16 protein-coding genes are annotated in these 18,075 nt (G+C 70.0%); 10 read left to right on the top strand and 6 right to left on the bottom strand.

What is annotated here, in order from left to right; genetic code table 11:
* Positions 1–15 precede the first annotated feature (15 nt).
* The 4 genes from ACZ5BU_RS17100 to ACZ5BU_RS17085 all read left to right on the top strand — a co-directional run bounded on the left by ACZ5BU_RS17100 (position 16) and on the right by ACZ5BU_RS17085 (position 6,921).
* Positions 16–2,112: a spermine/spermidine synthase domain-containing protein gene (locus ACZ5BU_RS17100; protein WP_465699881.1), complete on the top strand. Its 2,097-nt coding sequence runs from the start codon at positions 16–18 to the stop codon at positions 2,110–2,112.
* A 68-nt stretch (positions 2,113–2,180) separates the two neighbouring features.
* Positions 2,181–3,134: a UDP-glucose 4-epimerase GalE gene (galE, locus tag ACZ5BU_RS17095; protein WP_465699879.1), complete on the top strand. Its 954-nt coding sequence runs from the start codon at positions 2,181–2,183 to the stop codon at positions 3,132–3,134.
* Positions 3,135–3,255: 121 nt separating this feature from the next.
* Entirely contained in the window at positions 3,256–3,675 is a 420-nt protein-coding gene (locus ACZ5BU_RS17090; protein ID WP_465699877.1) for a cyclic nucleotide-binding domain-containing protein, read from the top strand.
* Positions 3,676–3,711: 36 nt separating this feature from the next.
* Positions 3,712–6,921, top strand: coding sequence for an AAA family ATPase (locus ACZ5BU_RS17085; protein ID WP_465699876.1), 3,210 nt, complete (start codon positions 3,712–3,714; stop codon positions 6,919–6,921).
* On the opposite strand, the gene ACZ5BU_RS17080 is transcribed toward ACZ5BU_RS17085, so the two are convergent.
* Together ACZ5BU_RS17080 and ACZ5BU_RS17075 are read right to left on the bottom strand one after the other, a co-directional pair.
* Positions 6,896–7,684 carry an SDR family NAD(P)-dependent oxidoreductase gene (locus ACZ5BU_RS17080; RefSeq protein WP_465699874.1) on the bottom strand — a complete coding sequence of 263 codons (789 nt, stop codon included), beginning with the start codon at positions 7,682–7,684 and terminating at the stop codon, positions 6,896–6,898. The genes ACZ5BU_RS17085 and ACZ5BU_RS17080 overlap by 26 nt on opposite strands.
* A 1-nt stretch (position 7,685) precedes the next feature.
* On the bottom strand, positions 7,686–8,366 hold the full coding sequence (locus ACZ5BU_RS17075; RefSeq protein WP_465699873.1) for a TIGR03089 family protein: 681 nt from the start codon (positions 8,364–8,366) through the stop codon (positions 7,686–7,688).
* 68 nt (positions 8,367–8,434) lie between these two features.
* Between ACZ5BU_RS17075 and ACZ5BU_RS17070 the strand changes: the two genes are divergently transcribed.
* Positions 8,435–8,707: a twin-arginine translocase TatA/TatE family subunit gene (locus tag ACZ5BU_RS17070; protein WP_465699871.1), complete on the top strand. Its 273-nt coding sequence runs from the start codon at positions 8,435–8,437 to the stop codon at positions 8,705–8,707.
* Between the two features lie 6 nt (positions 8,708–8,713).
* On the opposite strand, the gene ACZ5BU_RS17065 is transcribed toward ACZ5BU_RS17070, so the two are convergent.
* A complete protein-coding gene (locus ACZ5BU_RS17065; RefSeq protein WP_465699870.1) occupies positions 8,714–9,628 on the bottom strand; it encodes a LysR family transcriptional regulator in 915 nt (304 codons plus the stop codon).
* A gap of 71 nt (positions 9,629–9,699) precedes the next feature.
* Here ACZ5BU_RS17065 and ACZ5BU_RS17060 point away from each other — a divergent pair, with 71 nt between their 5' ends.
* Genes ACZ5BU_RS17060 through ACZ5BU_RS17040 form a run of 5 tightly spaced genes read left to right on the top strand, consistent with a single transcriptional unit; the run spans position 9,700 to position 15,133 of the window.
* Positions 9,700–10,527: an SDR family NAD(P)-dependent oxidoreductase gene (locus ACZ5BU_RS17060; RefSeq protein WP_465699869.1), complete on the top strand. Its 828-nt coding sequence runs from the start codon at positions 9,700–9,702 to the stop codon at positions 10,525–10,527.
* 13 nt (positions 10,528–10,540) lie between these two features.
* On the top strand, positions 10,541–11,878 hold the full coding sequence (locus tag ACZ5BU_RS17055; RefSeq protein ID WP_465699867.1) for a hemolysin family protein: 1,338 nt from the start codon (positions 10,541–10,543) through the stop codon (positions 11,876–11,878).
* Complete coding sequence (locus ACZ5BU_RS17050) at positions 11,875–12,933, top strand: hemolysin family protein (RefSeq protein ID WP_465699866.1); 1,059 nt, start codon at positions 11,875–11,877, stop codon at positions 12,931–12,933. The genes ACZ5BU_RS17055 and ACZ5BU_RS17050 overlap by 4 nt, the downstream gene beginning before the upstream one ends.
* Before the next feature lie 21 nt (positions 12,934–12,954).
* A complete protein-coding gene (locus ACZ5BU_RS17045) occupies positions 12,955–14,022 on the top strand; it encodes an NAD(+)/NADH kinase (RefSeq protein ID WP_465699864.1) in 1,068 nt (355 codons plus the stop codon).
* A gap of 16 nt (positions 14,023–14,038) precedes the next feature.
* On the top strand, positions 14,039–15,133 hold the full coding sequence (locus tag ACZ5BU_RS17040) for a mannose-1-phosphate guanylyltransferase (RefSeq protein ID WP_465699863.1): 1,095 nt from the start codon (positions 14,039–14,041) through the stop codon (positions 15,131–15,133).
* Positions 15,134–15,197: 64 nt separating this feature from the next.
* On the opposite strand, the gene ACZ5BU_RS17035 is transcribed toward ACZ5BU_RS17040, so the two are convergent.
* From ACZ5BU_RS17035 to cofD, 3 genes are all read right to left on the bottom strand, one after another.
* Positions 15,198–15,878 (bottom strand): DUF3105 domain-containing protein, encoded by a 681-nt coding sequence (locus ACZ5BU_RS17035; protein ID WP_465699861.1) that lies wholly within the window; start codon positions 15,876–15,878, stop codon positions 15,198–15,200.
* 125 nt (positions 15,879–16,003) lie between these two features.
* Positions 16,004–16,972: a coenzyme F420-0:L-glutamate ligase gene (locus ACZ5BU_RS17030; RefSeq protein WP_465699860.1), complete on the bottom strand. Its 969-nt coding sequence runs from the start codon at positions 16,970–16,972 to the stop codon at positions 16,004–16,006.
* Positions 16,969–17,970: a 2-phospho-L-lactate transferase gene (gene cofD, locus ACZ5BU_RS17025; protein ID WP_465699859.1), complete on the bottom strand. Its 1,002-nt coding sequence runs from the start codon at positions 17,968–17,970 to the stop codon at positions 16,969–16,971. The genes ACZ5BU_RS17030 and cofD overlap by 4 nt, the downstream gene beginning before the upstream one ends.
* Between the last annotated feature and the right edge of the window lie 105 nt (positions 17,971–18,075).

Raw genomic sequence — 18,075 nt, 5'->3', positions numbered from 1 at the left:
GTAACGTCGCCCCGCATGGCAGTCGACTCAGCTACTGACCGCGTCCCCACGTCCAGTTGGCCGAGCCCGTTCGGAGTGCGGACGCGGCTGGTCGCGTCCAGCGCGCTGATGCTCTTCACCGAGCTCGCGCTGATCCGCTGGACCGGCTCGAACGTCGTCCACCTCAGCTACTTCTCGAACTTCGTGCTGCTCGGCTCGTTCCTCGGGATCGGGATCGGCGTGCTCCGGTCCGGCCGGGCGAAGCGGCTTCCGTACTACTCGCCGATCATGCTCGGGCTCCTGGTCCTGGTGATCGCGTGGAAGCCGGTCACCGTCGACCGGGGTACCTCGTCGAGCGTCATCTACTTCACCAGCCTGAACACCACCGGCCCGCCGGTCTGGGTGATCCTGCCGATCATCTTCGTCGCGGCCGCGGTGGTGCTGGCCGGGCCGGCCGAGCTGGTCGGCCGGTGTTTCGCGGAGCTGCCGCGCCTGACGGCGTACCGGTTCGACCTGGTCGGCAGCCTGATCGGGATCGTCTCGTTCACCGGGCTGTCGTTCCTCGGGGCGCCGCCGATCTGGTGGGGGCTGATCGTCACGATCGTCTTCGCCGTGCTGATGATCCCGCGAACCGTGACCGCTCCCGGCAAGCGACTGGTTGCTACTGCGGTCAGTGCCGCGCTCGTGCTGACGCCGCTGATCGTGATGCTCGGGATCCTGTTCCACGAGTCGACCCGGCCCGACCTCAGCTGGTCGCCGTACTACAAGGTGAAGACCAAGCAGTACACCTGGCAAGGCGTCCCGCTGCTCACGATCACCGTGAACGGCGTACCGCACCAGCAGGCGATCCCGGCGGAGTCGCGGCTGCAGTGGGAGCCGCAGTACGGCCTGCCGTACGCGCGGGCCACGGCCGGCAAGCAGCCGAAGAACGTACTGATCATCGGCGCGGGCTCCGGGTCGGACGTCGCGATCGCGCTGAAGAAGGGCGCGACGCACGTGGACGCGGTCGAGATCGACCCGCGGATCCGCGACCTCGGCAAGGCGCTGAACCCGGACCGGCCGTACCAGGACCCGCGGGTCTCGTCGCACATCGACGACGGCCGGGCGTTCCTGTCCCGGACCGACAAGAAGTACGACATGATCCTGCTGGCGTTGCCGGACTCGCTGACGCTGGTCAACGGTGCGAGTTCGCTCCGGCTGGAGAGCTACCTGTTCACCAAGCAGGCGTTCGAGTCGGCGCGCGACCACCTGAACCCGGGCGGCGCGTTCGCGATGTACAACTACTACCGCGAGACCTGGCTGATCGATCGGCTGGCGTCGACCGCCCAGGAGGCGTTCGGGCACAAGCCGTGCGTCGACAAGATCGGTGACGGTCTGCAGCAGGCTGTCGTCACCGTCGGTCTGACCGAGCAGGACCAGACGTGTGCGTCCGAGTGGGCCGGGCCCAGCGAGATCACGCCGCCGCCGGCGACCGACAACCGCCCGTTCCTGTACCTGTTCACGGACCGGATCCCGTCGCTGTACCTCGTCACGCTCGGGCTGATCATGGTCGCCGGCCTCGTCGGCGTCGGGATCGCGGGCGGCGGTTCCTCGTACCGGCGGATGCGTCCGTACGCGGACCTGTTCCTGCTCGGCGCGGGCTTCATGCTGCTGGAGACGAAGAGCATCACCGGGTTTGCGTTGCTGTTCGGTACGACGTGGGTGGTGAACGCGATCGTGTTCGCGGGCGTGCTGGTGGCGGTGCTCGCGGCGGTCGAGGTGACGAGGCGGTTCAGGACCCCGCCGGTGAAGGTGATGTTCGCGGTGTTGTTCGGCGGGCTCGCGTTGTCGTGGGTGTTCCCGGACAGCTGGCTGCTCGAGATGCCGGTCGGGTTGCGGGCGTTGGTCGCGGTACTGATCGCGTTCATGCCGATCTTCGCGGCGAACGTGATCTTCGCGAAGCGGTTCACCGACACCGCGGACGGTACGGCGTCGTTCGGCGCGAACCTGCTCGGCGCGATGCTCGGCGGCTGTCTCGAGTACGCCGCGCTGATCATCGGGTTCCACGGGCTGCTGATCATCGCCGCGCTGCTGTACGCCGGGGCGTTCCTGCTGACGCCGAAGAGCAAAGTCCTGGGATCCGCCGGCAGCTGACTGGTGGTTGGTACAGGTTCGGCCCGTCCGCGGGGGTTCTCCCGCGGACGGGTGGCAGGATCTGAGACATGACGTGGCTCGTGACTGGTGGTGCTGGGTACATCGGAGCGCATGTGGTGCGGGCGTTCCGCGACGACGGGATCGACGTGGTCGTGATCGACGACCTGTCGAGCGGGAAGGCGGAGTTCGTCCCGGACGGCGTGCCGTTCGTCCGCGCGAACCTGCTGGACGGTACGGCCGTCCGCTCGGCGCTGGAGGGCGTCGAGGGCGTGGTGCACCTGGCGGGCTTCAAGTACGCCGGGGTGTCGGTGGAGCGGCCGTTGCACACGTATACACAGAACGTGACCGCGATGGTGTCGTTGCTCGAGGCAATGGCGGAGAAGTCGGTGACCAACCTCGTCTTCTCGTCCAGCGCCGGGGTGTACGGGACGCCGCGCGACGAGGTGGTGACCGAGGACACCGTGCCGGACCCGCAGTCGCCGTACGGCGAGTCGAAGCTGATCGGTGAGTGGCTGCTCCGCGACCAGGCCGCCGCGACCGAGCTGCGCCACACGTCGCTGCGCTACTTCAACGTGGTCGGCTCCGGCGACCCGACGGTGTACGACGCCAGCCCGTACAACCTGTTCCCGATCGTGTGCAACCTGCTGACCCAGGGCAAGGTCCCGCAGATCTACGGCACCGACCACCCGACGCCGGACGGCACCTCGGTCAAGGACTACGTGCATGTCGCGGACCTCGCGCGCGCACACGTCGCCGCCGCCCGGGCCCTCGAGGCGGGCAAGACCCTGGAACGCGTCTACAACCTCGGCAGCGGCACCGGTACGTCCGTCCGCCAGATCATGGACGCCGCCCGCCGGGTCACCGGCATCGATTTCACCCCGGCCGAAGGCCCCCGCCGCCCCGGCGACCCGTCCCGCGTGGTGGCCAACGGCGACCTCGCGGCGCGCGACCTCGGCTGGCGGAACACCTACACGGTCGACGAGATGTTCGCCACTGCCTGGCAGGCCTGGCCGAAGGACTGACCGCGGCCGGCCCTCGGGGCCGGAATTGTGCCGTCGTGGTCGGCGATCCACAGTGGCGGTAGCCTGTCCCGCAGTTCACTGTGCTGCCCGGCGACGGGCACCGATCGAGGGGTGCGATCCCATGAGTTACGAGAGCCTGCCGCAGTTCCTGGCGAAGATCGATCTCTTCGAAGGGTTGCCCACGCAAACGCTGTCGGACCTGATCGAGCGTGGCACCACGCTCAAGGTCGCGGCCGGCAACCACGTGGTCGAGCAGGGCGCCAACGATGCCGGACTGCAGGTGGTGCTGGAGGGCTCCGCCGAAGTGGAGGTCAACGGCGCCGACCGGGCCCCGCTCGGGCCGGGCGACTACTTCGGGGAGATCTCGCTGATCGACGGTCTGCCGCGCTCCGCGACGGTGATCGCCGGACCGGGCGGGCTGAGCACGTTCGCGCTGTCCTCGCTCGCCTTCGCGCCGGTGGTGCGGGAGAACCCGGAGGTCGCCGGCGCGCTGCTCAAGGCCCTGACCGCCCGGATCCGCTCGCTCGAGTCCCAGGGCTGATCCCGTCGGCGCCAGCAGGCCGGAAAAGGGGACGGCATGACCGAGGAACGCAAGGTTGTCTCGGTGCTGTTCTGCGACCTGGTCGGTTTCACCACGGCTTCTGAGTCGGCCGACCCGGAGGACGTCCGCCGCTGGCTGGCGCCGTACCACTCGACGCTCCGTACGACCGTCGAGCGGTACGGCGGGACGGTCGAGAAGTTCGCCGGCGACGCGATCCTGGCCGTGTTCGGCGCGCCGCGGTCCCGGGAGGACGACGCCGAACGCGCGGTCCGCGCGGGGCTGGCGATCCTCGACGCGGTGGCGGCGCTGCCGGACGGTCCACTGGAGGTCCGGATCGGCATCGAGACCGGGGAAGCCCTGGTCCAGGTGACCGCGCGACCCGAGCTGGGCGAACCGTTCGTCACCGGCATGGTCGTCAATCTGGCCGCCCGCCTGCAGGCGTCCGCACCGATCGGCGCGGTCGTCGTCGGGACGGGCACCCATACGGCGACGAGTCGCGTGTTCGGCTACGACGCCCTGGAGCCCGTTGCGGCCAAGGGCGTCAGCCACCCGGTGGAGCGGTGGCGGGCCGGTCCGCCGCGGGCGCGGTTCGGCGCGGACGTGATCCGCGACCTGAGTACGCCGATGGTCGGCCGGCAGCGTGACCTCACCCTGCTGCGCACCACCTTCGAGAAGGCGGTCGCGGAACGCGTACCGCAGTTCGTCACGCTGCTCGGCGAACCCGGGATCGGCAAGTCGCGTCTGGTCGCGGAGTTCGGCGCCTGGCTCGGCCAGTACGACGAGCCGGTCACCTGGCGCGAGGGTCGTTGTCTCCCGTACGGCGAAGGGCCGTTCGCACCGGTGGCGGAGATCGTCAAGGCCCAGGCCGGGATCCTCGACACCGAGCCGCCCGCACAGGCCGCGGCTAAGTTGGAGGCGATCCTTCCGGACGGCGCCGATAGGGCCTGGCTGCGGGCCCGGGTCGGTCCACTGGTCGGCGCCGAAAGTTCCGCGCAGCCGGGCGCAGTGACGCAGGAGGAGTCTTTCGCCGCCTGGCGGCAGCTCCTCGAGTCGTTCGCGGACCGGTCGCCCGCCGTCCTGGTCTTCGAAGATCTGCACTGGGCGTCGGACGCGCTGCTCGCCTTCGTGGATCACCTCGCGGACTGGCTCGCAGACCTGCCGCTGCTGGTCCTGATCACCAGCCGGCCCGAACTGCTCGAACGCGGACCCCGATGGGCCCGTGGCCTGCAGAACTCGCTCACGATCAGCCTCTCCCCGCTGGCCGACGCCGAGACCGACCAGGTTCTGACGGACAGGTTCGGCGACTTCGACGTACCCGAAGAGACCCGGCGACGACTGGTGCGGCGGGCGGACGGCAATCCGCTGTACGCCGAGGAGCTCGCGCACATCGTCATCGACTGCGGACCGGATCAGGCCGCCGCCGAGCTGCCCGCCGGAATCGCGGCGATCATCGCGGCCCGCCTGGACACCCTGGATCCCGAGCAGAAGGCGTTGATCGCCGAGGCTGCCGTGATCGGCCGCGTCTTCTGGGCCGAGGCCGTGGCGGCCATGTCCGGCCGGTCGACCGACGAGGTGGTCGCGGCGCTGCAGGAGCTCGCCCGGAAGGAGCTGGTACGCCCGGTCCGGCGGTCGTCGATGCTGGACCAGCACGAGTACAGCTTCTGGCACGCACTGACCCGCGACGTCGCTTACAGCCAGTTGCCCCGTGCGGCTCGATCGGCGGCGCACCTGGCCGCCGCCGACTGGCTGGACCAGCGCTGCGCGGCCAATGAGACCGAAACGCCGAACCTGATCGCTCACCACCTCACCACCGCCCTGGAGCTGGCCACGGCGCTCGGCGACACAGCTGCAGTCGCTTCGATCAGGCCCCGGGCCCGTCGCCACCTGCTGCTGGCCGCCGAGCACGCCATGAACCTGGACACCAGCCAGGCGATGACATTGCTCGACGCCGCCCTGGCGCTTGCGCCGGAAGGGGACCCGGAGCGTCCGGTGGTGCTGACCCGCTGGGGCTGGGCGGCGTTCCTGGCCGGCCGGCTCGACGACGCACGGGCCGCCTACGGCGAGGCTGTCGCCGGGTTCGAGGCCGCCGGCGACGTTCACGGACTGGCGCTCGCGCTGCGTGCGTCGACATATGCGATGAGCAACATGGCGGAGAGCCTGGCCACGGTCGACCGGGCGGTGGCGATGCTCGAGGACCTCGGGCCGAGCGAGGACCTGGTCCAGCTGCTGTCCGGACAGGCGAGCATCCGGCTGGTCGCGAGCCGGCGGGCCGACGCCATCGACGCGGCCGACCGCGCGCTGCGGATGGCGGCCGAGCACGGGTACCCCGTACCGAACCGGGCGCTGGAGGCCCGCGGGCTGGCCCGGGTGAGTCAGGGCGACACCGGTGGACTGGTCGACGTCAAGGAGGCGCTGTCGGCGCTGCTCGACCTCGGCCGTGGACGGGACGCGGCCGTGACCTGGCTGAACTACGGCTGGGTGCTGTGGCAGATCGAGGGCCCGGCGGTTGCCCTCGGCGAGCTGGTCACCGCGCGCGATTTCGCAGTCCGGCGCGGACTGGTCGAACTGGAACAGCAGATCAGTTGCACCATGCTGCAGCTGATGATCGAGACCGGCCGCCCGGCCGAGGTCGTGGCGGCGTGCCGCGCTCAGCTGGACAACCCCGGCCCGGCCTTCACCACCCTGCGGCGGATCGAGGTCCTCGCGGCGCTGGCCGTCGTGGAGCTGGAGTCCGGTGGACCGGACGCCCGTGACGGCGCCGAGGAGGCGTACCGGCTGGCGATCGCCGCGGGTTGGCCGGATCTGATCGCGATCGCGGCGGCCCCCGCAGCGACGGCACGGGGCCGCGACGGGGATCGCGACGGTGTATTGGAAATCCTCGAGCTCCTTGCCTCGCTGACCGATCTCGACGGCAGTCTCGAGTTCGAGGCCCGGCTCCCGGCACTGGTGCGGGCGGCTCTCGCCGCCGGCCGGGTCGACGCCGGAACGGTCCTCGCGGATCGGCTCGTGCCGGTGCTGCCGCTGCGCGAGTACTCGGTCGAGACCGCCGAGGCGCTGCTCGCCGAGCACCGTGGCGACAACGCGGTCGCGGCTGCCGGGTTCGCCCGGGCGGCCGCGGATTGGGGTGCCTTCGGCAACAAACTCGAACAGGCCCATGCGCTGCGCGGCCTGTATCGCACGACCGGTGACCCGGAGGCCCTGGCTCAGGCCGAGCAGCTGTTCAGGATTCCGGGTACTCCTTCTTGAAGAAGCCGGACGGGCCCAGGTTCAGGCCACCTGGGCCGGTCAGGACGCCGCCTTCGACCGGCAGAGTGTGGCCGGTGATCCAGGACGCGTCGTCGGAGGCCAGGAACGCGACGGCGGCGGCGATGTCCTCCGGTTCGCCGACGCGGCCCAATGGGTACATCTTGCCGAAGCGTTCCAGGGTGTCCGGCTGGTTGTCCCAGTTCGGGGTCCGAATGGTGCCGGGGGCAACTACGTTGAAGCGGACGCCGAGTTCGCCGTACCGCGCGGCGTAGTTCACCGTCATCGCGATCTGGCCGGCCTTGGCGGCGGAGTACTCGACGTTGCCGAAGGCAGCGATGCCGTTGACCGAGCTGATCGTGACGACGTTGCCGCGGTTCTTCACCAGCTGGGGGAGTGCGGCCTGGATGCAGCGCGAAGCGCCGACCAGCGTGAGGTCCAGCTGCGCGTGGAACTCCTCGGCCGTCGCGTCCTCCGGCACCGACCGGACGATGCAGCCGCCGGCGTTGTTCACCACGACGTCCAGCCGGCCGAACCGCTCCACCGCGGCCGCGACCGCCGCGTCGACGTCGTCGCGGCTCGTCACGTCGACGCGTACCGGCAACGCCTGGTCGCCGATGCTCTTCGCGACCTCGGCGAGCTTGTCTTCCTGGAGATCGGTCACGACGACCGACGCGCCTTCGTCCGCGAGTCGCCGCGCGACCGCCGAGCCGATGCCCTGCGCCGCCGCCGTGACCAGCGCTACCTTGCCTTCGAACCGCCGCACGCTACCCCTCCAGTACTCGGTCGACCTTCTCGTCCGCGACCCGGCGCTCCAGCTTCGCGGCGTCCAGGTTGCGGCAGAGCACGATCGAACCACCTCCCGAGATCACCCCGACCAGCAGGCCCAGGCCGTCGCGGTCGGTCAGCGTCCGGGTGATGAGGATCCGGTCGGTGATCGGTTCGGCGGCTTCGATGAGCTGCTCGTGGGTGAGGTCGTCGTACGCCGGGGAGCTGGGCGTCGGCACGTCGTACGGGGAGAAGACGTCGGGGTGGTTGTAGACCTCGGCGCCGTAGTCGTGGACGCCGTCCGGGAGCGGGTCGCGGAACCGGCCGCCGAGCGGCAGGAGAGCGGAGGCGACGGTCTCCCGCTCGCCGCGGATCGCGAAGTCCGGGCCGGTGATCGCGATCGTCCCGGTACCGCTGGTCAGCGCGGCGCCGGCCGACCAGGTGGACAGCGCCCAGACCACGCCGAGCCAGTGCGGCGGCAGGCCGATCGCGACGGTGTCGCCGGACTCGGCGTCGTACTCGTCCTGGAGTAGGTTCGCGGTCTTCGCCACCCAGTTCGCGGTGGTGACCGCGCTGAGCTCGATCCGCTCTCCGCTCGCGTCGTCGTAGTAGGTGAGGAACGGCTTGGCACCGTCCCGGCGGACCGCGGCCGCGAACAGGTCGGGCAGGACTTGTGACATATGGCCCACCCTACGGTTCGCGGACGGGCGTACGTTGGAGGGGGAACAAGTGGAGAGAAGGGCTACCCATGGTGCCGGAGCTAGCGCTGCCCGAAGGCGGCGAATGGATCGTCATCCTCGTCATCGTCATCCTCCTGTTCGGAGCCAAGAAGCTCCCCGAACTGACCCGCAACGCGGCGAAGGCCATGAAGGAGTTCGAAAAGGCCCGCCAAAGCGGAAACGACGACAGCCCGACCCAGGTAACCCAGGCGCAACCGCAGACTCAGCCGCAGCCGGTCCAGCCCCCGGCGCCGCAGGCACCTGCGGATGACAAGAACCCCACACAGAACACCGGGCAGTAAAACGCATTAGCTGACTTCGATGGCTGCTGTGCGTAGCGCGGCGGCTACTGATGCTGTTGGTTCCGGTAGCCGGCCGGGGAGGCGGGCGAGGATTGTGCGGCGGAGTTCTTGTGGGCCTCCTTCGACTGTGAGGACCTTGACGCCGGGTGGGACCGCGGGGGACATCGAGGCGGAGATCGTGGTGATGCCGGCGCCGGCGGCGACCAGTTGCAGCTTGGCGAACCAGTCGCGCACCGTGTGCGCGATCACCGGCCGCTCGTCCAGCCCCGGCCACACCCCCATCCACAGCTCGTTGCTCGAAGCAGGCCCGGCGATCCAGCGCTGACCGTGCAGGTCGCCGACCTCCACCGAGTCGTACGCCGCCAACGGATGCCCAGCAGGTACGGCCAGCCGCAGGCTCCGCTCGGCCAGCGTCTCCAGCTTCAACGCCGGCGTCTCGGCGTCCGGCGGGCGGAACGGCGGCGCCGACGCGATCAGCGCCAGGTCGATCGTCCCGGCCCGGAGCGCCCGGACCAGCGCGGGCGTGGAACCCTCGCGCGTCGTCACGGTCACGGCCGGGTGCGTACGCCGTACCGCGCTGATTGCCCGCGGCAACAAAACCGCACCGGCGCTCGGGAACCAGCCGAGCCGCACGGTCCCGCCCGCGGCCGGCAGACCGGCGAGCTCGCGTGCGGTCGCGTCGAGCTGATCGAGGATCCCGGCCGCGTTCCGCAGTACGACCCGGCCGGACGCGGTCAGCTCGACTCCTTCCCGCCGCCGCTCCAGCAACCGGCCCCCGGCCGCACGTTCGAGGGTCGCGATCTGCCGGGAGACCGCGGACTGCGTGTACCCGAGAGCGGACGCCGCGGCCGTGAACGTACCGCGCTCCGCCACCTCCCGGAACACCCGTAACGCAACCAGCGAGACATCGGTGAAGTCCATGACGTCTACGCATACCACGTGTGCCCAACTTTCGTTGGAGTCATGCATCCGCCGGACCTACGTTGGGCCTCATGAGAACCGCATTGATCACCGGTGCCAACCAAGGCATCGGCTACGCACTGGTAGAAGAACTCGCGAACCGCATGAACCCCGAGGACCTCGTCCTCCTCACCGGCCGCAACCCCGAACGTGTCGCGGCCGCGGCAGCTCAGGTCCGTGGACGTGCTCGGGTCGAGGGTCGGGTGCTGGACGTCACCGACGGAGAGGCCGTGCGTCGGCTGGCCGCGGAGCTGGGCGGCGTGGACATCGTCGTGTCCAACGCGGTCGGGCCGCTGGAGCCGGGGAAGGCGGCTGTCGAGCAGGTGGACGAGTTCGTGGATGTGGCGAACCTCGGGGCGCAGTACATGCTGCGGGCGTTCGGGCCGATCCTGCGGCCGGGTGGGCGGTTGATCGTGGTCGCCAGTTCGCTCGGGACGCTGGCGCAGCTGCCGGAGGAGCTGTGGAGCCGGTTCGACGGGGCGTCGCTGGAGGATGTCGAGAAGGTCGTCGAGGAGTGGCGTACCGCGGTGCACGACGGTACGGCCGCCGCGCAGGGCTGGCCGGAGTGGATCAACCTGCCGTCCAAGGTGGCCCAGGTGGCGGCGGTCCGGGCGATCGCGGGCGAGCGGCGTACGGCGGATCTCGCGGCCGGCACATTGGTCGCGTCGGTGTGCCCCGGGTTGGTCGACACCCGCGCCTCGCGGCCGTGGTTCGAGGACTTCAGCCAGGCGAAGTCCCCTGCGGAGGCGGTGCGGCCGATCGCGGACCTGATCCTCGCCGACCACGTGGACCCGGGCCAGTACGGCGAACTGGTCCGCGACGGCGAGGTCGTCCCCTGGAGGCCGTCCAGCACGCAGTAGGTAAGGTTCTGGCATGCTGATCCTGGCCGGCCTGGGCCTGATCCTGGTGCTGACCGTTGCTACCGGCTACTTCGTGTCCCAGGAGTTCGCGTACGTTGCCGTCGACCGGAGTCGCCTCAGAACGCTGGCCGAGGACGGTGACGCTGCCGCCGCGCGAGCGCTGAAGGTCACCGCGCGGCTGTCGTTCGTCCTGTCCGGCGCGCAGGTCGGCATCACGATCACCGCGCTGCTCGCCGGGTACTTCGCCGAGCCGTACCTGGGCGAGGGGCTCGAGCACCTGCTCGGCGCCGCCGGCGTACCGCGGAGCGTCAGCCTGTCGGTCTCCGTCGTCCTGGCGTTGCTGTTGGCAACGATCATCCAGATGGTGCTCGGCGAGCTGGCCCCGAAGAACCTGGCGATCGCTCGCGCGGAGGCGATCGCCCTGCGGCTGTCGCGGTCGACCTTGGTCTATCTGACGGTGGCCGGCCCGGTGATCCACCTGTTCGACTCGGCGTCGAACCGGATCCTGCGCCGGGTCGGCATCGAGCCGGTCGAGGAGCTGCCGCAGGGCGCGACCGCGCAGGAGCTCGATCGGATCATCGAGACGTCGTACGAACAGGGCCTGCTGGACGAGGACACGACGCGGCTGCTCGACCGCGGCCTGGACTTCCGCGGGCGGACCGCGGGCGAGGCGATGGTGCCGCGGGTCGACGTGGTCACCGTGCACCGCGACCAGCCGCTGACCCGCGTGGTCGAGCTGCAGGACACCGGGCACAGCAGGTTCCCGGTGGTCGGCGAATCGGTCGACGAGGTGGTCGGTGTGGTCGCGATCGGCGACGTGGTCGAGCTCGACCCGGCGGACCGCGCGACGGTCGCGGTCGGATCGCTGGCGTCGCCGCCGGTCGCCGTACCGACGACGCTGCCGCTGCCCGGCGTACTCGAACGGCTGCGGGTCGCGCGCCGGCAGCTCGCGATCGTCGTCGACGAGTACGGCGGGTTCGCGGGCATCGTGTCGCTGGAGGACATCGCCGAGGAGCTGGTCGGCGAGATCCGGGACGAGGACGACCTGCCGGAAACGCGACTGGTGCAGGGCGGCGACGGGTCATGGGTCGTACCGGCCAGATGGCGGCTCGACGAGGTCGAGGAGGCCACCGGCGTACCGCTGCCGACCAGCGACGACTACGAGACCGTGTCCGGGCTGGTGATGGCTGGGCTCGGCCGGATCCCCGACGTCGGGGACACGCTGGTCGTGGAGCTGCCACAGCGGATCGACCACGAGGGCAGGCCGATCCCGACCGAGTCCGTTCGACTCACGGTGCAGACGATCGAGCGTCGGGTGCCGGGCATCGTGGTGATGGAGCGGGTGGCATGAGTACGACCTGGGCGTTGATCATCTCCGCCGTCCTGCTGGCGCTGAACGGGTTCTTCGTCGCGGCCGAGTTCGCGCTGGTGGCGTCGAAACGGCACCGGCTCGAGGAGGCGGCCGCGTCCGGCAGCCGGTCTGCGCGGGCCGCGATCGCCGGGGTCAGCGAGCTGTCGCTGATGCTCGCGGGCGCGCAGCTCGGGATCACGTTGTGCACGCTGGGGCTCGGTTCGCTGAGCGAGCCGGCGGTGGCGCAGTTGCTGCATCCGCTGTTCGAGCTGGCCCACGTACCGGAGGGCGTCGGGCACGTGATCGCGCTGATCCTCGCGGTCGGTGGTATCGGTCTGCTGCACGTCCTGCTCGGCGAGATGGCACCGAAGTCGTGGGCGATCAGCAACCCGGAGCGGTCGGCGCTGATCCTGGCGATGCCGTTCCGCGGGTTCACGTACGTGTTCCGGCCGCTGCTGAGCGTTCTGAACTGGATCGCGAACCTGTGCGTGCGGTTGATCGGGGTGACCCCGCAGAACGAGATCGCCAACGCGCACGGGCCGGACGAGCTTCGGTTGCTGATCCAGTCGTCCCGTGAGCACGGGACGCTCGAAGCGCCCGAGCACGAGCTGCTGACCGCGATGCTCGCGCTGCAGAACACCACGGTCGGCCAGGTGATGACGCCGATCGCGGAGCTGTCCACGGTCGCGTCGACCGCCTCGGCCCGCGAGGTCGAGCTGACCAGCCGCCGCGAAGGGCACTCGCGCTTGGCGGTCGTGAGCTCCGGAACGTCGATCTGCGGAATCGTGCACGTCCGCGACGCAGCCCGCGCGACAACCGCGGGCGACACGACAAGCCGCGCGTCCGACCTGATGATGGCGGCGCTCGAGCTCGGCGAGAACACCCCGGTGGCGAAGGCGATCCGGACCATGCGCGAGGAACGCTCCCAACTCGCCGTCGTCTGCGGCGGCGACCAGGCGATCGGCGTGGTCGCCCTGGAGGACCTCCTCGAAGAGGTGATCGGCGAGTTCGACGACGAGACCGACCCGATCGTCAGCGCCGCCCGCCCGGACTGACACCGCCGGGTACGGTGTGGTGTGGCGATTTCACGGCTTGGGTTGGTGGTGCACCAGGGGCGTCCGGTGGCGGTGGAGACCGCGGAGACCGTACGGCGCTGGGCGACCGCGCACGGCATCGGCTGCACGGACATCGACGTCTGGAAGGACCACCAGGAACGCCGTACCGGTACCGAGGAGTTGCATCACGCCGGTGACCCGGACCTGGTCGTCACACTCGGCGGCGACGGTACGTTCCTGCGGGGTGCGCGGATCGCGGCGAAGAACAACGCCGCTGTCCTGGGTGTCGACCTCGGCAAGGTCGGGTTCCTGACCGAGGTCGCCTGCAAGGACGTCGAGGCCGCCCTCGAAGCGGTGCACCACGGCGGAGCGATGTACGAGGAACGGATGACGCTGACGATGCGGGCGTCGCGGCCGTTGGAGATCCCGCACGGTATCGAGTCCCTGCTGCGGTACGGGCACGGGCCCGCGCTGCCTCCGCCGCCGGTGCGGCACGAGATGGCCGAGGGCGACGGCTGGGGGCTGGCGCTGGACGTGACCGCGCTGAACGACGTCGTGGTGGAGAAGCTCGCGCGGGATCACCAGGTCGCGTTGGGCGTGTACCTGTCCGGGCGGTTGCTGGCGTCGTACTCCGCCGACGCCGTGATCGTGGCGACGCCGACCGGCTCGACGGCCTACAGCTTCGCGGCCGGCGGACCGATCCTGTCGCCGAACACCGAGGCGATCGTGTTCACTCCGGTCGCACCGCACATGACCTTCAACCGTTCGGTCGTCGCCGCACCGGACGAGCCGATCGCCCTGCGGGTGCTGCCGCATTCGGGGCAGGCGGCGGTGAGCATCGACGGTCAGTTGCGCGGCGTACTCGATCCGGGCGACTGGATCGGGGTGTACGGGTCACCGCAGCGGCTCCGGCTGGTACGGCTCCGGCCGACCGACTTCTACGGCCGGTTGCGTGACCGCTTCGGGCTGACCGACGCGCCCGCGACGGCGCTCGACGGGCAGTCCGAGCTGTTCTGGCAACCGGCCGACACCCCGATCCCACCCGACCTGAAGCACCTCCGGATTCCGCAGCCACCCAGTGGTCCGTGACCGGTAGGGTCTCTCCATGCGAAACGTGGTGATTCTGGCAGGTGGTTCGGGGACCCGGCTCTGGCCGATGTCCAGAGACGACAGGCCGAAGCAGGTGCTGCCGCTGGCGGCGGGCCAGTCGCTGCTGCGGGTGGCGTACAACCGTCTGCTCGGCCTGGTCGATCCGGAGAACATCTACGTCTGCACGGTCGGCGCGATCACGGACGTCGTACGCAAGGAACTCCCCGAGCTCGGCCCGCACAACATCATCGGCGAACCCGCCCGCCGCGACACCGCGAACGCGATCGGCCTGGCCTCCGCCGTGGTCGCCCGGAACGACCCGGACGCCGTGGTCGCGTTCGTCGGGTCGGACCATCTGATCAGCCCCGAGCAGGAGTTCCGGGACGCGATCGAGCAGGGCTTCGAGGTGGTCGAGGCGCACGCCCGGTCCCTCGTCACGTTCGGCATCGAGCCGACCCACCCGCACACCGGCCTCGGCTACATCGAACGCGGCGCCCCGATCGAGGGCACCTCGGCGTACGTCGTCGACCGCTTCCGCGAGAAGCCCGACCGCGAGACCGCCGAGCAGTACCTGGCCACCGGACGGTTCTGGTGGAACTCCGGCATGTTCGTGTGGCGCGCGTCGACGGTGCTCCAGGTCCTCGACACGCTGCTTCCCGAGTCGGCCGCCCGCCTGCGCGACGTCGCCGCCGTCTGGGACACCCCGGAACGCGAAGCGACCCTCGCCGAGGTCTACCCGAACCTCCGCAAGATCAGCATCGACTACGCCGTCATGGAGCCCGCCTCCCAGGGCAAGGTCGACGCCGACGTGGTCGTCGTACCGATGCCCGTGCACTGGCTCGACGTCGGCTCGTGGGCCGCGTTGGCAGACACGTACACCGCGGACCCCAACGGCAACCGCACCGACAGCACCACCCTGAGCTGCCTGCTCGACTCCCACGACAACATCATCGTCACCGACGACCCGGACCACCTGGTCGCAGCGGTAGGCCTGCGCAGCCACATCATCGTCCACACCCAGGACGTGACCATGGTCTGCCCACTGTCCGACGGCGAACGGGTCAAAGACCTGGTGGCCCACGTCCAGTCGGCCCACGCCAACTACATCTGACTGCTCGAACAGAAACACCCCCGAGAAGCAGGTGCTCTCGGGGGTGTTCTCAACTGCTGGGGGCTCAGCCGCCGTTGGGTTCTTGGGCGTCGGTGGCGGGGTACTTGTCCATGAACTGTTTGAGGGCCTCGCCGCTGACCTCGGAGCAGAACTGCCGGTGGCCGAAGGAGATCTTGCCGCTGGCGTCGGGGCCGCTCCAGTGTGCGAACGCGAGGTTCTTGCCGTCCGGCCAGCCCTTGCCCTCGGACTGCTTGTACGGGGCCGCGATGAACTTGTTCAGCGAGCTTTCGGGGAGCTTCGACTTGGCGATCTTCTCGATCTTGTCGATCTCCTTCTTCGGCAGCGTGTCGCGGTACCAGAGGATGGTGTACCCGTGCTCGAGGTTGTGCACCAGGTTCTCCACCGGTGGGCGGTCGCTCATCGCGTAGAACTTCTTGTCGAACGGGGCCCAGACCGCGTAGTGCGGGCCCGACGACGGCGGGGAGACCGAGTACGCGATCTTCTCGCCGTCGGGGCGGTGGTCCTGGGTGCCGCCGCCGGCGTCGTCCGTGGGGGCGTCGCAGGACGCCTTGGCGGCGGCGACGCCGAAGTCGGTGAGTGCCTGGTTCTTGGTCCGGGAGTCCTGGACCAGGCGGATCGCCGGGTAGGCGATGATCGCCAGTCCGACGACGATCGCACCGACCACGATCATGATCGTGCGGCGGCGGTCCCCGGCGGCCTGCTCGCGCTGCATCTTCTCGATCATTTCGCGGCGCGACTGTTTCTGCGACGACGCTTTACCCACAGTGTTTGGTCTTCCCGGAAGGGGCGGCCACCGCGCCGCCATGAGATCGCAGTGTACGAGGTGACCCTAAGAAGTTGCCTAGAAAACTACTTCGAACGGGATCCGAACGTGACCGTCGCCGCATTCCCGGGCCCCGGATGCACGGCGACGCCGTAGCCCTCCGCATGCAGCAGTACGGCGACCCGTTCGGCGATCACGCCGACGGCAACCGGCTCCGCACCGGACACCGTGACGACCCCGTCGCCCAGCTCCAGCGAAACCCCGTCGAGAGCCAGCTCCGCGAAAACCTCCGGATCCACGGCAAGTGGCCCACCGGGAGCCTGCCGGGACAGTACGGCGGCCCGTGCCGCCTCCCGGGTCCCGAGGCTGAACAGGTCGAACTCCGCGTCCCGCACCAGCGCCCGCGCACCGGGACCGTCGTCGCCCACGGGCAGTACGAGGTCCTCGAGCCCGCGCAGTACAGCGACCGGTACGCCGTCGGCCTTACCCTTCACCAGCTCGCTCGCACCCGCGATCTCGTCGGCGAGCGCGGGCTCGGTGACGGCGAGTACGTTGCCGTGGCTGTCCGTCGTACCGCGGAGGTCCTCGACCACGCGGACCCCGGCCGCGCCGATCGCCAGGTCGGTCTGCCCGTTCCGCCAGGGACGCCCGAGCGTGTCGGTGACGACGATGCCGACGTTCACGTCGTACCGCTCCTTCAACGCCGACCGCAGAGTCCGCGCGGAGGCGTCCGGGTCGACCGGCAGCAGCAGGACCGTACCGGGGGCCGTGTTCGACGTGTCCGTACCGGCCGCGGCCATCACCAGGCCGTGCCGGGTCTGCACGATCCGGGTGTCGCCGCGCTGCGCGACGACCCGGACGAGCTCGGAGTCGATCGCCTCCTGCCGGGTGCCGTACGTGAGCCGGCCCTCCGTCTTGCTGACGATCTTCGACGTCACCGAGACGACATCGCCGTCGCGCAGATCGGTGCCGTCCGCGATCAGGGCGGCCAGGTCCGCGCCGGCCGCCACCTCGGGCAGTCCGGTCACCGGGAAGATCTCCAGGTGCTTCCTCATCGCCGTACGGCCTCCGCGAGGGTCAGTGCCGCTTCAGCCATCGCGGCGGTCGTGGTCTCGTCGGTCATCCACAACGGCACCGCCTGGACGTGAATTCCGGCTCCGGCGATCGAATCCGCCTGGATCGCGTCCGAGGTGTCGATCAGCCAGCCGTCGAGGACGCCGCCGGACGTACGGGAGCCGTAGTACCGGGCGACGGCCGACGCGGTGGACGCGACGCCGACCGCGGCGAGCACCTTGTCGGCCATGCCGCGGACCGGGCCGGTACCGATGATCGGCGACAGCCCGATCACCGGGGCGGCTGTCTCGCGGACCGCCTCCCGGATCCCCGGTACGCCGAGGATGGTGCCGACCGAGACCACCGGGTTCGACGGCGGGATGATCAGTACGTCGCAGTCCGCGATCGCGTCGAGTACGCCGGGTGCGGGCTTGGCCTTGTCCTGGCCGACCGCAACGATCTGGTGGGCCGGGATCGCGGCCTGGTGGCGGACCCAGTACTCCTGGAAGTGGATGGCCTTGCGGCGGCCGGGCTGCTCCGGATCGTCGACCACGACGTGGGTCTCGATCCGGTCGTCGCTCATCGGCAGCAGCCGGACGGGGAGCTCCCAGCGTGCGCACAGCGCTTCGGTGACCGCGGTCAGGCTGTAGCCGGCGTCCAGCATCTGGGTACGTACCAGGTGGGTGGCCACGTCCTTGTCGCCGAGCCCGAACCAGGTCGGCTCCACGCCGTACGCCGCGAGCTCCTCCTTGATCACCCAGGTCTCGTCCTCCCGGCCCCACTTGCGCTCCTCCGAGATCCCGCCGCCGAGGGTGTACATGACGGTGTCCAGATCGGGGCAGACCCGCAGGCCGAACAGGGTGATGTCGTCCGCGGTGTTCCCGACGACGGTGATCTGGGCGTCCGGCCGGGCCTTGATCAGGCCGCGCAGGAAGGCCGAGCCGCCGATGCCGCCGGCCAGCACGGTGACACGCTCGGGGTGTCGTTCAGGCAATCGCATGGGAAGAGTCTGCCCGAGTCGTCAATGCGTCGGCCCACCGCACGACTATGCTGCAGTGCGTCATCAGATCCGCACAGCTCAGTTGTACGGCCCCCCAACATCCGA

The organism is Kribbella sp. NPDC031520 (genome assembly GCF_055580825.1).
Note: the sequence above shows the minus strand (reverse complement) of the source record. Positions and strands in the feature narration are given on the sequence as shown.